The sequence below is a fragment of the Cellulomonas hominis genome (genome assembly GCF_014201095.1).
GTDB lineage: Bacteria > Actinomycetota > Actinomycetes > Actinomycetales > Cellulomonadaceae > Cellulomonas > Cellulomonas hominis.
Map to the genome: position 1 here is coordinate 3,879,286 of NZ_JACHDN010000001.1, position 13,446 is coordinate 3,892,731.

The window sequence follows — 13,446 nt, forward strand, 5'->3', positions numbered from 1 at the left end:
CGTCACGGCCCGCGCGTCGCGCCGCCGGCCAGCGGCACGGACAGCGCCCGGTCGTCCCCGGGCCGCGGCTCTCCGCGTGCCGTGTTGTTCGTGAGCACCCAGAGCGTCCCGTCCGGCGCGAGCGCGACGTCCCGCAACCGCCCGCGGTCGGTCAGCGCCTCGATCGCGGTGCCCGGTTCCGCGACCGGGACCAGCCGCAGCCGCTCGCCGCGCAGGTTCGCCACCACGACCACGTCCCCGACGGCGGCCAGCCCGCTGGGGCTCGCGGCGTCCGGGGACCACTGCTGCACGGGGTCCACGAACCGCGGGTCGCCCGCGACCCCCTCCACCTCCGGCCAGCCGTAGTTCCCGCCCGGCTCGATGACGTTGAGCTCGTCCCAGGTGTCCTGCCCGAACTCCGTCGCGAACAGCCGGCCGTCGGGCGCCCATGCCAGCCCCTGCACGTTGCGGTGCCCGAGGCTGTACACCGGCGAGCCCGGGTCGGGGTTGTCCGCCGGCACGTCCCCGTCGGGGGTGAGGCGCAGGATCTTCCCGGACAGCGCACCCGGGTCCTGGGCGCTCGCGGGGTCGCCCGCGTCGCCGACGCCCGCGTAGAGCATCCCGTCCGGGCCGAACGCGATCCGCCCGCCGTTGTGGTTGCCCGCCGACGGCAGCCCGTCGACCACCGTCACCGGATCGCCCAGCGCCCACGACCCCGGACCGCCCCGCAGCGGGTAGCGCTGGATCCGGTTGCCGTCCGGCCCGGTGGAGTAGGCGTACAGCCGGTCGTCGGCGTCCACCGCCAGCCCGAGCAGCCCGCCCTCGCCGCCGTGCACCACGTCCGGGACCGTGCCCACCTCCCGGGTCGAGCCGCCGCGGAGCACCTCCAGCACCCGGCCCGTGTCGCGCTCGGACACCAGCGGCGCGCCGTCCGCGAACACCACCGACCACGGCACGTCGAGCCCGGTGACCACGTCCGCCGGAGCGCCCCATGACGGCAGCGCGGTGGACGAGGGCGCCGGCGGGGGCGCGTCCGGCGTGCCGGGGGAGCATGCCGCCACCAGCAGCACGGCGGCGACCCCTGCGACGGCCGGCCTCCGGCCCCGAGCGCGCCCCACGATCCCTCCCCCCGACGGTCGTGCACCCGACGATAGGCGCGCCACCCCGCGCCGGCCCACGATGGACCGCATGGAACGGCACCGCGTCGGTGACGTCGACGTGCACCTGGCCGCCCACGGCGCGGGGCGGCCCGTCCTCGTGCTGCACGGCGCCGGCGTCGACCACCGCGAGCCCGAGGCCTGCTTCGAACCGGCCCTCGCCGCACAGGGCGGCCTGCGCCGGATCTACCCGGACCTGCCCGGCCACGGCCGCACCCCCGCACCGCCGGGGCTGCGCAGCGCGGACGACGTGCTGGACGTGATCCTCGGCCTGGCGGACGCGGTGGCGGGCGACGACCCGCTCCTGCTGGTGGGGCATTCGGCGGGCGCGCACTACGCCCGGGGCCTCGCCGCGCGCCGCCCGGAGCGGGTCGCGGGGCTGGCCCTCGTGTGCCCGCTGCTCCCCGGGGGCGGCGGCGACGTCCCCCCGCACCGGCCGGTGGTCGCGGACGACGCCCTCGGCGACGCCGGGTTCCGGGGCTACGTCGTCGTGCAGACCCCCGCGATGCTCGACCGCTACCGGCGGTGGGTGGAGCCGGGCGCGGCGCTCGCGGACGCGGCGGCGGCCGAGCGGATCGGCGTGCGGTGGGAGCTCGCCGAGCCCGGCGGCCCGGCCTACGGCGGTCCGGTCCTCGTCGTCGCGGGACGCCGGGACTCGACCGTCGGGTACGCGGAAGCGGTCCGGCTGCTGGACGTGTACCCGCGGGCGACGCTCGCGGTGGTGGACGACGCCGGGCACGCCCTCCCGCACGAGCGCCCGGAGGTGCTGGCGGGGCTGCTGCGCGAGTGGCTGGCCCGCGTCCCGCGGTGACCGCGTGCGCCCTGGCGAACCCCGACCGCCCGGTCGGCGTGCCGAGGTTCACAGGCCGCCGCACGGCCGCCGGGGCCCGCGTGCCCCTAGAATCTGTTCCCGTGAGCACCCAGGACGCGACGCCCGGCGGCGAGGCGCAGGCCGCCGACACCCCCCTCGACCTCGAGATCCCGCAGGCCCGCGCGGCCGAGAAGGCCCCGGAGGCGACCTCCCGGCCGGCCCGCCGCGCGGTCGTCGCGGAGGACGAGGCCCTCATCCGCATGGACGTCGTCGAGACGCTCCGCGAGGCGGGCTTCGACGTGGTCGGCGAGGCCGGCGACGGCGAGCAGGCGGTGGCGCTCGCCACCGAGCTCAAGCCGGACGTCGTGGTCATGGACGTGAAGATGCCCGTGCTCGACGGCATCTCCGCGGCGGAGCGCATCGCGAAGGGCCACCTGGCGCCGGTCGTGCTGCTCACCGCGTTCTCGCAGACCGAGCTCGTCGAGCGCGCCCGCGACGCCGGTGCGATGGCGTACGTCGTCAAGCCGTTCAGCCCGGCGGACCTGCTGCCGGCGGTCGAGATCGCCATCTCCCGCTACGCGCAGATCACCGCGCTGGAGTCCGAGGTCGCCGACCTCGCCGAGCGGTTCGAGACCCGCAAGCGCGTCGACCGCGCCAAGGGCCTGCTCATGACGAAGATGGGCCTGACGGAGCCGGAGTCGTTCCGCTGGATCCAGAAGACCTCGATGGACCGCCGCCTCACCATGCGCGAGGTCGCGGACGCCGTGATCGACCAGGTCGGCGGCGCCTCCTGAGGCACCCGCCCCCGCGTCTCGACGAGGCCCGGTCCACCCTCGCGGTGGGCCGGGCCTCGTCGCGTCCGGGGCGGGTCGTGGGGCGGCTCGCGGCACCTCCGGGTCACGAATCGGCAACGACCACTGGTGGAGACACGGGCGACACGTCCCCGACACATCGGGCCCCTACGTTCTCGCGCAAGCACCGGCCCGGGGACCTGGCCGGCAGTACTCACGACAGGGGTACCACGCATGACTCGTAGGACACACGCCGTGCAGGCTGCGGCTCTCGCGGGGGTCGTCGCCCTCGCGCTGACCGCGTGCGCCGGCTCGGACGACGACGGTGCCGGCGGCGAGGAGACGTCCGCCGGCGGGGCGGGCGGCCCGCTCATCATCGGCACGCTGCTCCCGCAGACCGGCACGCTGGCCTACCTCGGCCCGCCGGAGGTCGCGGGCGTCGACCTGGCGATCCAGGAGATCAACGAGGCCGGCGGCGTGCTCGGCGAGGACGTCGAGGTCGAGCACGCGGACTCCTCGGACGCCGAGCACGGCGAGGTCGCGACGCAGTCCGTCACCGACCTGATCTCGAAGGACGTGCAGGTCATCATCGGGGCGGCCTCGTCCTCGGTGACGCAGATCGTGATCGACGACATCACCGGGGCCGAGATCGTCCAGATCTCCCCGGCGAACACGGCGACCACGCTGTCCGGCTACTCGGACTTCTACTTCCGCACCGCCCCGCCGGACACCGTGCAGGGCTCCGCGCTCGGCAACCTCATCACCGGGGACGGGCACTCGAACATCGGCATCCTGGTGTTCAACGAGGAGTACGGCACCTCGCTGCGGAACGTCGTCAAGGACACCGTCGAGGCGGCCGGCGCCACGGTCGTGTACGGCAACCAGGGCGAGGAGTTCGACCCGGCGTCCAGCAGCTTCGCGACCGACGTCACGGCGCTCATGGCCACCAGCCCGGACGCCGTCGTCGTGCTCGCGTTCGAGCAGACGAAGCAGATCATCCCCGAGCTCGTCGCCGCCGGCGTCGACCCGGCGACGATCTACATGGTCGACGGCAACACCGCCGACTACTCCGCCGACTTCCAGCCCGGCACGCTCGAGGGCGCCCAGGGCACCATCCCCGGCGCGTTCCCGAGCGACGAGTTCGCCGAGCGGCTGAAGTCCGTCGACCCGGCGCTGACGGACTTCGCGTACGGCCCCGAGTCGTACGACGCGACCATCCTGGCGGCCCTCGCGGCGGTCAAGGGCGGCGGCACCGACGGCCCGACGATCCAGGCGAACCTGGCGGCGGTCTCCGGTGCGGACGGCGGCGAGAAGTGCTCGACGTTCGCGGACTGCGTCGAGCTGCTCGACGCCGGCGAGGACATCCAGTACGTCGGCCAGTCCGGCATCGGCCCGTTCAACGAGGACAACGACCCGTCGTCCGCGTTCATCGGGGTGTACCAGTACGGGGCCGACAACAAGAACGTCTGGGTGAAGGCGGTCGAGGGCGCGGTCGAGTGACCGCCTGACCCGCCCGGCACGAGGGCCCGGGGCGCGCGCACCAGCCGCGTCCCGGGCCCTCGCGCGCGCCCGGGCGGGGTTCCCCGGGCGGCGGGCCGGGCGTAGCGTCGCGGGGCATGGACCTTCGACTGGAGCTCGTGCAGGTGCCCGTCTCCGACGTGGACCGGGCCATCGCCTTCTACACCGAGCGCGCCGGGTTCGTGCTCGACCACGACCACGCCGTCGGCGGCGGCATCCGGTTCGTGCAGCTCACGCCGCCGGGGTCGCCCGCGTCGATCGCGATCGGGACCGGCCTGACGACGATGCCGCCGGGGTCCGTGGAGGGGCTGCAGCTCGTCGTCGCCGACATCGAGGAGGCCCGCGCGGAGCTCACCGGGCGCGGGCTGGACGTGGGGGAGGTGCAGGACTACCCCTGGGGGCGGTTCCTGTTCTTCGCGGACCCCGACGGGAACCGGTGGGCCGTCCAGCAGATCGTCACCGGGGGGAGCGCCTGATGTGCCGGAACATCACCACGCTGCGGGGCCTGGAGCCCGCCGCGACGCCGGAGGAGATCGAGGCCGCGTCGCGGCAGTTCGTCCGGAAGGTCACGGGCGTGCAGTCGCTGAGCGCCGTGACCGAGGAGCCGGTGGAGCGGGCCGTGGCGGAGATCGCCGCGATCGTGACGCGGCTGCTCGACGAGCTCCCCGAGCGCCGCCGCCCGCCGGCCACGGTCCCGCCCCTGCGCCGCCCCGAGGTCCGCGCCCGCCTGGGCCTCGACGCCGAGCCTTCCCACGAGCACGAGCACGGGCACGAGCACTCCCACGCGCACCCGCACGAGCACGTGCCCGCGTAGCGCAGCGCGAGGTCGAGGGTCTCGTCCGGAGCGCGCCCCCGACACCCTCGACCTCGCATGAGACCCTCGGACCTCGCCCCTTCCGGCCCGCCCCGCGCCTCAGGCCTCCGGGGACTCGCACCGGGTCGCCGCCTCCACGTCCGTCGCCAGGGTGCCCAGGTAGAGCTCGATCACCTTCGGGTCGTGCATCAGGTCCCGGCCGGGGCCGGAGTAGGCGTTCGAGCCCTGGTCCAGCACGTACGCCCGGTCGCAGATCTGCAGGCACCGCCGCGCGTTCTGCTCGACGATGACGACGGACACCCCGGCCTTGTTGATCTTGCGGGTGCGCAGGAACGTCTCGTCCTGCCGCACGGGGGACAGGCCGGCCGAGGGCTCGTCGAGCAGCAGCACGGACGGGTCCATCATGAGCGCGCGCGCCATGGCGACCATCTGCCGCTCGCCGCCGGACAGCGAGCCCGCCCGCTGCTTGCGCCGCTCCCCGAGCACGGGGAACAGGTCGACGATGAACGCGAACCGCTCGGCGAACCGCTTCGGCGACTGGAACAGCCCCATCTCGAGGTTCTCCTGGATGGAGAGCGACGGGAACACGTTGTTGGTCTGCGGCACGAAGCCGACGCCGCGCCGCACGAGCGAGTCCGCCCGGTGGTTGGTGATGTCCTCGCCCTTCAGCACCACCGAGCCGGACCGGATGGTCACCAGCCCGAACAGCGCCTTGAGCAGCGTGGACTTGCCCGCGCCGTTCGGGCCGATGATGCCGACGAGCTCCCCGGGGTGCACGACGAGGTTGCAGTCGTTGAGGATGTTCACCCCCGGCACGTAGCCGGCGACCAGCGAGGTGGCCGCGAGCAGCGGCTCCCCGGCGGGTGCGCCGCGGTGGACGGTCGAGGGGTCGTTCCCCTGCACGGCGGTGCTGCTCATCGGGTGCCCTCCTCGGTCGTGGTCGCGTCCTCCAGCAGGGCGTCGTCGCCGAGGTCGGTGTCGTGGTGCGCGCCGAGGTAGGCGTCGATGACGGCCTGGTCGGCCATGACGTCCTCGGGCGGTCCCTCCGCGACGATCCGTCCCTCGGCCATGACGACGACCCAGTCGGAGATGTGCCGGACCATGTGCATGTCGTGCTCGACGAACAGCACGGTGGTGCCCTCCTCCCGCAGGGCCTGGATGTGCCCGAGCAGCGACTGCGTGAGCGCGGGGTTCACGCCGGCCATCGGCTCGTCGAGCATGACCATGGTCGGCTTCGACATCAGCGCCCGGGCCATCTCCAGCAGCTTGCGCTGCCCGCCGGACAGGCTGCCGGCGAAGTCGTCGCGCTTGGCGTCGAGCTTGAACCGGACCAGCAGCTCCTCGGCCTGCTCCGTGATCTCCCGCTCGCGGGCGCGCCACAGCGGCGGCACGAGGGCGGTGAGCAGGTTCTCGCCGGGCTGGTGGGCGGCACCGAGCCGCATGTTCTCGATGACGGTCATCCGGGACAGCGCCTTGGTCAGCTGGAAGGTGCGGACCATCCCGGACCGGGTGACGCGCGCCGCGGACACCCCGGACAGCGACCGGCCCTCGAACGACCAGGTGCCGGTCGACGGCTTGTCGAAGCCGGTGAGCAGGTTGAACAGCGTGGTCTTGCCGGCGCCGTTCGGCCCGATGAGCGCGGTGATCGCACCGCGCTGGACCTCGAGGTGCCCGACGTCGACGGCGGTCATGCCGCCGAAGTGCCGCGTGACGCCGTCGGCGACGACGATCGCGTCCGGCTTCGGCACGCCGGGCGTGTGCGCGACGTGCGCGAGGTCGGCCGTGACGCGGTCCTTGCCGGTGGCCGTGGTCGCGTACGGGACGGGCGGGGGGACGTGGCCCCGGGGGACGTCAGCGGACATCGATCGCCAGCTCCTTCTTGTCGCCGAGGATGCCTTGCGGTCGGAAGATCACCAGGAGCATCAGCGTGACGCCGACGACGATCCAGCCGAACTGCTCGATCTGCTCGGTGCGCATGACGGACTCCGGGACCCCGACGCGCATCACGGACTTGATGAGCATGAGCGCGGCCCAGAAGATGATCGACCCCAGCACGGGACCGAACACGGTCGCGGCGCCGCCGAGCAGCAGGATCGTCCAGACGAAGAACGTCATCGGGCGGCCCATGGAGTCGGGCTGCACGGCGCGCGGCAGGACGTAGATGATCCCGGCCGCCGCGCCGATCACCCCGCCGAGGACGAGGGACTGCATCTTGTACGAGTAGACGCTCTTGCCGAGCGACCGCACGGCGTCCTCGTCCTCGCGGATGCCCTTGAGCACGCGCCCCCACGGGGACCGGATCAGCAGCCAGACCAGCAGGCAGGCGAGCGCGACCACCGACCACCCGACGATGCGGACCCACCAGGAGTTCGAGGCGTTCATCGCGTACTCGAACGGCCCGATCGCGACGCTGCCGTCCGGGAACGGCGAGGCGTCCTGGAACGTGTGCTTGTACGAGTTGCCCGTGAGCCCGGACGAGGCGCCGGTGAGGTCGGTCAGCGCGGAGGACCGGCCGACCATGCGGATGATCTCCGCCGCGGCGATCGTGACGATCGCGAGGTAGTCGCCGCGCAGCTTCAGGGTCGGGATGCCGAGCAGCAGCGCGAACACCGCGGCGCACGCGAACGCGACCGCCACCGCGGCCCACAGCGGCCACCCGGCGATCGTGGCGATGGCGAAGCCGTAGGCGCCGAGCAGCATGAACCCGGCCTGGCCCATGTTCAGCAGGCCGGTGAGGCCGAAGTGCACGTTGAGGCCGATGGCGGCGAGCGCGTAGGCCGCGGTCGTCGGGGCGAAGATCTCGCCGGCGACGTTGACGAGGATGCGGGACCACTCCATGACGGCTCCTAACCGATCCGCTCGGCGCGGCCGAGGATGCCCTGGGGCCGCAGCAGCAGGACGAGGATGAGGATGAGCAGCGCGCCGGCGTAGCGCATGTCGCTCGGGATGACGAGGTTCGACATCTCGACGACCAGGCCGATGACGATCGACCCGGCCAGCGCGCCGAACGCCTGCCCCAGGCCGCCGAGCGTGACCGCCGCGAACATCAGGAGCAGCAGGGCGCCGCCCATGTTCCAGGAGGTCGCGTTGAGGTACAGGCCCATGAGCACGCCGCCGAGCGCGGCCAGGCCGGCCCCGAGCGTCCAGACGAGCCGGATGATCCGGTCCACCGTGATGCCGGACGCCGCGGCGAGCGCGGGGTTGTCCGAGACGGCACGGGTGGCGCGGCCGACGCGCGTGCCGAGCAGGAAGTACGCGACCCCCGCCAGGACGACCGCCGCGATGAGCAGCGACCACAGCGACGTGGTGCTGATCCGCACCGAGCCGAGGGTGACGGTCGTCGGGTTCGTCGTGACGATGCGCAGCGCGCCGCCGCCGAAGAAGAACTGGAACGCGTACTGCAGCGCCATCGACAGGCCGATCGTCACGATCATCAGCTGGGTGAGGCCCACCCGGCGGCGGCGCAGCGGGCGCCACATCCCGGCGTCCTGCAGCCAGCCGGACGCGGCGCCCACGGCGACGGCCAGCACGCCGGAGACCACGAGCGGCAGCCCGAGGATCTGGCAGCCGACGTACGCGAGGATCGCGCCGAGGGTGACCTGCTCGCCGTGCGCGAAGTTCGACAGCCCCGTCGTGCCGTAGATCAGCGACAGGCCGACCGAGGCGAGGGCGAGGAGGACGCCGAAGACCAGGCCGCTGGTGGCCTGCTGCGCGAGCCGCCCCCAGGAGAACCCGCTGCCGCCCGAGCCGGACGGGGCGTCGGCCTCGGCGTCGGACGCGGGCGCTGTGCTGCCCGGGTCCGGCTCGGCCGAGGCGTCGTCGGACCCTCCGGCGGCCGGTGCCCCGAGCGGGAACAGCGCCCCCGCGGAGGAGCCGAGCGCGACGGTGACCGTGCGGGGGTTCCCGGCGGGGTCCCGCAGCGTCTCGCCCGCGGGCAGGGTCGCGACGTCCAGCGTGACGGTGTAGTCGCCGGCGGCGGTCACCGCCACGGTCCACCGGCCGTCGGCGTCCGTGGTCGCCGTGCTGGTGCCGCCCGGGCCCTCGACGTCGAGGACCACGCCGGCGGCGGGCTGCTGGTCGGCCGTGCGGATCGTGCCGTTGAGGCACCCCGTCGCCGCGTCCGCGACGCAGCCGGCCGTGGCCGCCCGCGCGGTCGCCGGCGCGGCGAGGGTGAGGAGCAAGGAGAGGAGGAGCACGCCGAGGGCGGCGAGCGCCCCGGCGGTGGAACGGTCCCTGGTCGCGGCTCGGCGCACCTGGTCCTCCGTCCGGTCGTGGCCGACGGATCGGCCGGAGTCGGCAGCGGGCCCGCGGTGGACGGCAGGACGGTCCTGCCGGGCGGGTTGGGCGCGACAGTAGGGAGGCCGTGTGTCCGGCCGATTACGGGCGTGTTCGAGGCGATCGCGTCCTTGCGCCGGGCGGCCGGGACGCCGGGCGGGAGCGGTCCCACGGTGGGCCGTTCACCCGCGAGAGTGAGCCGTCCCACACGCCCGGTCGCTGACCAGCGGGTTCGCGCCGGACCCCCGCGACGGTTGTCGGAGGCGACTAGGCAGGACGGGTTGCGGTGGGCCATGATCGGGCGAATGCCGCGGGGGGCGCAGCAGGCTCGCGACGACACCGAGGTCGCCGCGCCGTCCGAGTCCGACTGGAGGTCGCCGCACCGTGCCGTCGCCCGTCGCCGTCCGTCCTGCTCGTCCGGAGGACCTGGACGTCCTCGTCACCCTCAGCCTGGCCGCGCGGTCGGAGTCCCTGGTCGGGGCCCAGCTCTGCACGGACGACGCCGACCGGCTCCGCCACCAGATCGGCGCCCTGGTCGCCGAGCCGGGCGCCCTGGGCCTGGTCGGCATGCTGGACGGCGAGGTGTGCGGCATGGCGCTCGCGCGGATCGTCGGGCCCAGCCTGTTCACCGACGAGGTGACCGTCTCCATCGAGGCCGTGTTCGTCGCCGAGGGCGCGCGGCGCCGCGGCGTCGGGCACGCGCTGCTCGGCGGGGTGGTCGAGGAGGCGCAGCGCGCCGGGGCGTCCGACGTGCTCGCCGTCCCGCTGCCGGGCGCGCGCGGCATGCTGCGGTTCCTGGCGCGGCTGGGCTTCGCGCCCGCGGCCGCGCACCGCGTCGTGAGCACCGAGGCGCTGCAGCGCCGCCTGGTGGCCGACGCGCCGGCCCGCCGCCCGTCGGGGCGCGTCGGGCTGGACGACCTCATCGCCCGCCGCCGCCGCGCCCGCGCGGGGCGGGGCGTGGCGGGCGCGGAGGCCGCGGCGGTTCAGACCGGCCGGGCGTCCATCAGCATGCAGGTGAGCCGGGCGGAGCAGATCCGCCGGCCGCGCGGGTCCTCGACCACCACGTCGTAGGTCGCGACCCGCCCGCCGAGGTGCACCGCGGTGGCCGTGCCGGTCACCACGCCGTCGGTGGCCGCGCGGTGGTGCGTGCAGCTCAGCTCGATGCCGACCGCCCGGCGGTCCGGGCCGGCGTGCGCCGCGGCGGCGTACGAGCCCAGGGTCTCGGCGAGCACCGCCGACGCGCCGCCGTGCAGCAGGCCGTAGGGCTGGGCGTTCCCGGCGACGGGCATCGTGCCGACGGCGCGGTCGGGACCGACCTCCAGCAGCTCGATGCCCATGCGCTCCATGAGGGTGCCGGGCGGGTAGGGGGGCGGGGTCTGGGGCTCCGGGCCGGTGTCGGACATGACCGATAGGTTGGCACCCGTGACTGACGCGACGCGACTCCTCCTGGTGGACGGCCACTCGATGGCGTACCGGGCCTTCTTCGCCCTCCCGGTGGACAAGTTCGCCACCTCGACCGGCCAGCCCACCAACGCGGTGTTCGGTTTCGTGTCGATGCTGGCCAACCTGCTGCGGGACGAGGAGCCCACGCACGTCGCGGTCGCGTTCGACGCCGGGCGGACCACGTTCCGCACCGAGCAGTACGAGGAGTACAAGGCGAACCGCTCCGCGTCGCCCGAGCCCTTCCGCGGCCAGGTCGAGATCGTCAAGCAGGTCCTCGCGACCATGCACATCCCGACGCTCGACAAGCCGGGCTTCGAGGCGGACGACATCCTCGCGACGCTGGCGCGCCAGGGCGCGGCCGAGGGCATGGACGTGCTCATCTGCTCCGGCGACCGCGACTCCCTGCAGCTCGTGAACGAGCGCGTCACGGTGCTCTACCCGGTCAAGGGCGTCTCCGAGCTCGCCCGGATGACCCCGGACGCGGTCCAGGCCAAGTACGGCGTGCCGCCGGAGCGGTACCCCGACATCGCGGCGCTGGTCGGCGAGTCCTCCGACAACCTGCCGGGCGTCCCGGGCGTCGGCCCGAAGACGGCCGCGAAGTGGATCGCCACCTACGACGGCCTCCAGGGCGTCGTCGCGAACGTCGACCGGATCACGGGCAAGGCGGGTGAGTCCCTGCGCGCGAACCTCGACCAGGTGCTGCTCAACCGGCAGCTCAACCGCCTGCTGGACGACCTGGAGCTGCCGCTCGGCCCCGAGGACCTGGCCGCGCGCCCGTGGGACCGGGAGGCGCTGCACACCATCCTCGACGAGCTCGAGTTCCGCACCCTGCGCGACCGGCTGTTCGCGATGCTGCCCGGCGAGGCCGACGCCGCCGAGGTCGCCGGGCCGTCCGAGGGGCCGGTCATCGTCACCCCCGTGGACGGCGGGCTGGCGGCGTGGCTGGAGCGGCACGCCGGCGCCCGAACGGCGCTGGACGTGCAGGGCTCGGCGTCCCCGGCCGGCGGCGACGCGTGGGGCGTCGCCCTCGTGGTCGGCGACGAGGCCGTGGCGTACGACCTGGCGCAGATCTCCCCCGAGGACGAGACGGCGCTGGGCGCGTGGCTCGCCGACCCCGCGCAGCCCAAGGTGCTGCACGCCGCCAAGGAGGCCTGGCACGCCCTGGCGGGTCGCGGGTTCGCGCTGGCGGGCGTCGAGTTCGACACCGAGCTCGGCGCGTACCTGCTGCAGCCCGACCGCCGCGGGTACGACCTGTCCGACCTGGCGATCGGCTACCTGCGCCGCGAGCTCGGCGCGGTGGCCGACGAGTCCGGGCAGGGCGCGCTCGACCTCGACCTGGAGGGCTCGCAGGAGGGCACCCGCGGCGCCGTCCGGGCGGCGGCCGTCCTCGACCTGGTCGACGTCCTCGGGGGCCAGCTCGCCGACCGCGGCGCGGACCACCTGCTCCGGGACGTCGAGCTGCCGCTGGAGGGCGTGCTCGAGCGCATGGAGCACGTCGGCATCGCCGCGGACGCCGGCTACCTCTCGGCGCTGGAGAAGGAGTACGACAGCGCCGTGCAGCGCGCCGCGGGCGAGGCCTACGACGCGATCGGCCGGGAGGTGAACCTCGGGTCGCCGAAGCAGCTGCAGGAGGTGCTGTTCGACCAGCTCGAGATGCCGAAGACCAAGCGCACCAAGACCGGCTACACCACCGACGCGAACGCGCTGGCGGACCTGTTCGCGCGGACCGGGCACCCGTTCCTCGAGCACCTGCTCGCGCACCGCGACGCCATCCGCCTGCGCCAGACCGTCGAGGGCCTGCTGCGCTCGGTCGCCCCGGACGGCCGGATCCACACGACGTTCCAGCAGACCATCGCGGCCACCGGCCGGCTGTCGTCCACCGACCCGAACCTGCAGAACATCCCGATCCGCACCGAGGCGGGGCGGCAGATCCGCCGCGCGTTCGTCGTGGGTGCCGGCTACGAGACGCTGCTGACGGCCGACTACTCGCAGATCGAGATGCGGATCATGGCGCACCTGTCCGGCGACGCCGGGCTGATCGAGGCGTTCACCGCGGGGGAGGACCTGCACTCGTACGTCGGCTCGCGGGTGTTCGGGGTCCCGACCGACGAGGTCACCAGCGCCCAGCGGTCGAAGATCAAGGCGATGTCCTACGGCCTGGCGTACGGCCTGTCCGCGTACGGCCTCTCCCAGCAGCTCAAGGTCGCCGTCAAGGAGGCGGAGACCCTCATGGCGGACTACTTCTCCCGGTTCGGCGGCGTGCACGACTACCTGGAGACCGTCGCCGACGAGGCCCGCGCCACCGGGTACACCGCGACCATCCTCGGCCGCCGCCGCTACCTGCCGGACCTCACGAGCGACAACCGCGTCCGGCGCGAGGCCGCCGAGCGGATGGCCCTGAACGCCCCGATCCAGGGCAGCGCGGCGGACATCATCAAGCTCGCGATGCTCGGCGTGCAGCGCGAGCTCGACGCGCAGGGCCTCGCGTCGCGCCTCCTGCTCCAGGTGCACGACGAGCTCGTGCTCGAGGTCGCACCGGGCGAGCGCGACGCGGTCGAGGCGCTCGTGCGGGCGCAGATGGGCGCGGCGTACGCCCTGGACGTCCCGCTGGACGTCTCGGTCGGCGTCGGGGCGAGCTGGCACGACGCGGGCCACTGA

The 13,446-nt window shown here is 74.3% G+C and carries 13 protein-coding genes; 7 read left to right on the top strand and 6 right to left on the bottom strand.

The genetic code is table 11. The annotated features are described in order from the left end of the window. Positions 1-2: 2 nt before the first annotated feature. Entirely contained in the window at positions 3-1,049 is a 1,047-nt protein-coding gene (locus HNR08_RS18290; protein ID WP_246802851.1) for a PQQ-dependent sugar dehydrogenase, read from the bottom strand. A gap of 118 nt (positions 1,050-1,167) precedes the next feature. On the opposite strand from HNR08_RS18290, the gene HNR08_RS18295 reads away from it, so the two are divergent. The 5 genes from HNR08_RS18295 to HNR08_RS18315 all read left to right on the top strand — a co-directional run bounded on the left by HNR08_RS18295 (position 1,168) and on the right by HNR08_RS18315 (position 5,070). Then, a complete protein-coding gene (locus HNR08_RS18295) occupies positions 1,168-1,947 on the top strand; it encodes an alpha/beta fold hydrolase (protein WP_146831752.1) in 780 nt (259 codons plus the stop codon). A 167-nt stretch (positions 1,948-2,114) separates the two neighbouring features. Then, the gene (locus tag HNR08_RS18300; protein ID WP_246802858.1) at positions 2,115-2,741 is read left to right on the top strand and encodes an ANTAR domain-containing response regulator; all 627 of its coding nucleotides are present in this window, start codon (positions 2,115-2,117) and stop codon (positions 2,739-2,741) included. 231 nt (positions 2,742-2,972) lie between these two features. Beyond that, positions 2,973-4,238 carry an ABC transporter substrate-binding protein gene (locus HNR08_RS18305; RefSeq protein ID WP_146831758.1) on the top strand — a complete coding sequence of 422 codons (1,266 nt, stop codon included), beginning with the start codon at positions 2,973-2,975 and terminating at the stop codon, positions 4,236-4,238. A gap of 116 nt (positions 4,239-4,354) precedes the next feature. Next, on the top strand, positions 4,355-4,732 hold the full coding sequence (locus HNR08_RS18310; protein WP_146831761.1) for a VOC family protein: 378 nt from the start codon (positions 4,355-4,357) through the stop codon (positions 4,730-4,732). After that, on the top strand, positions 4,732-5,070 hold the full coding sequence (locus HNR08_RS18315) for a DUF2277 domain-containing protein (RefSeq protein WP_146831764.1): 339 nt from the start codon (positions 4,732-4,734) through the stop codon (positions 5,068-5,070). Before HNR08_RS18310 ends, HNR08_RS18315 begins: the two co-directional genes overlap by 1 nt. A gap of 99 nt (positions 5,071-5,169) precedes the next feature. Here HNR08_RS18315 and HNR08_RS18320 read toward each other — a convergent pair whose 3' ends face one another. Genes HNR08_RS18320 through HNR08_RS18335 form a run of 4 tightly spaced genes read right to left on the bottom strand, consistent with a single transcriptional unit; the run spans position 5,170 to position 9,323 of the window. Then, a complete protein-coding gene (locus HNR08_RS18320) occupies positions 5,170-5,988 on the bottom strand; it encodes an ABC transporter ATP-binding protein (RefSeq protein WP_146831767.1) in 819 nt (272 codons plus the stop codon). Then, on the bottom strand, positions 5,985-6,932 hold the full coding sequence (locus HNR08_RS18325) for an ABC transporter ATP-binding protein (protein ID WP_146831769.1): 948 nt from the start codon (positions 6,930-6,932) through the stop codon (positions 5,985-5,987). Before HNR08_RS18325 ends, HNR08_RS18320 begins: the two co-directional genes overlap by 4 nt. Beyond that, the gene (locus tag HNR08_RS18330; protein ID WP_146831772.1) at positions 6,922-7,908 is read right to left on the bottom strand and encodes a branched-chain amino acid ABC transporter permease; all 987 of its coding nucleotides are present in this window, start codon (positions 7,906-7,908) and stop codon (positions 6,922-6,924) included. The genes HNR08_RS18325 and HNR08_RS18330 overlap by 11 nt, the downstream gene beginning before the upstream one ends. Before the next feature lie 8 nt (positions 7,909-7,916). Further along, positions 7,917-9,323 carry a branched-chain amino acid ABC transporter permease gene (locus tag HNR08_RS18335; protein WP_146831775.1) on the bottom strand — a complete coding sequence of 469 codons (1,407 nt, stop codon included), beginning with the start codon at positions 9,321-9,323 and terminating at the stop codon, positions 7,917-7,919. 406 nt (positions 9,324-9,729) lie between these two features. Here HNR08_RS18335 and HNR08_RS18340 point away from each other — a divergent pair, with 406 nt between their 5' ends. Next, on the top strand, positions 9,730-10,416 hold the full coding sequence (locus HNR08_RS18340) for a GNAT family N-acetyltransferase (RefSeq protein ID WP_146831778.1): 687 nt from the start codon (positions 9,730-9,732) through the stop codon (positions 10,414-10,416). Here HNR08_RS18340 and HNR08_RS18345 read toward each other — a convergent pair. Continuing rightward, entirely contained in the window at positions 10,329-10,748 is a 420-nt protein-coding gene (locus tag HNR08_RS18345; protein WP_146831781.1) for a PaaI family thioesterase, read from the bottom strand. The two genes, HNR08_RS18340 and HNR08_RS18345, sit on opposite strands and share 88 nt — an antisense overlap. Between HNR08_RS18345 and polA the strand changes: the two genes are divergently transcribed. Further along, positions 10,747-13,446, top strand: coding sequence for a DNA polymerase I (polA, locus tag HNR08_RS18350; RefSeq protein ID WP_146831784.1), 2,700 nt, complete (start codon positions 10,747-10,749; stop codon positions 13,444-13,446). The two genes, HNR08_RS18345 and polA, sit on opposite strands and share 2 nt — an antisense overlap.

What these genes read in the sequence shown, in the direction of transcription:
- HNR08_RS18345 (WP_146831781.1), bottom strand. Translation starts at nt 10,748, where the DNA reads ATGTCCGACACCGGCCCGGAGCCCCAGACCCCGCCCCCCTACCCGCCC.
- polA (WP_146831784.1), top strand. Translation starts at nt 10,747, where the DNA reads ATGACCGATAGGTTGGCACCCGTGACTGACGCGACGCGACTCCTCCTG.
- HNR08_RS18295 (WP_146831752.1), top strand. Translation starts at nt 1,168, where the DNA reads ATGGAACGGCACCGCGTCGGTGACGTCGACGTGCACCTGGCCGCCCAC.
- HNR08_RS18320 (WP_146831767.1), bottom strand. Translation starts at nt 5,988, where the DNA reads ATGAGCAGCACCGCCGTGCAGGGGAACGACCCCTCGACCGTCCACCGC.
- HNR08_RS18325 (WP_146831769.1), bottom strand. Translation starts at nt 6,932, where the DNA reads ATGTCCGCTGACGTCCCCCGGGGCCACGTCCCCCCGCCCGTCCCGTAC.
- HNR08_RS18315 (WP_146831764.1), top strand. Translation starts at nt 4,732, where the DNA reads ATGTGCCGGAACATCACCACGCTGCGGGGCCTGGAGCCCGCCGCGACG.
- HNR08_RS18310 (WP_146831761.1), top strand. Translation starts at nt 4,355, where the DNA reads ATGGACCTTCGACTGGAGCTCGTGCAGGTGCCCGTCTCCGACGTGGAC.
- HNR08_RS18305 (WP_146831758.1), top strand. Translation starts at nt 2,973, where the DNA reads ATGACTCGTAGGACACACGCCGTGCAGGCTGCGGCTCTCGCGGGGGTC.
- HNR08_RS18330 (WP_146831772.1), bottom strand. Translation starts at nt 7,908, where the DNA reads ATGGAGTGGTCCCGCATCCTCGTCAACGTCGCCGGCGAGATCTTCGCC.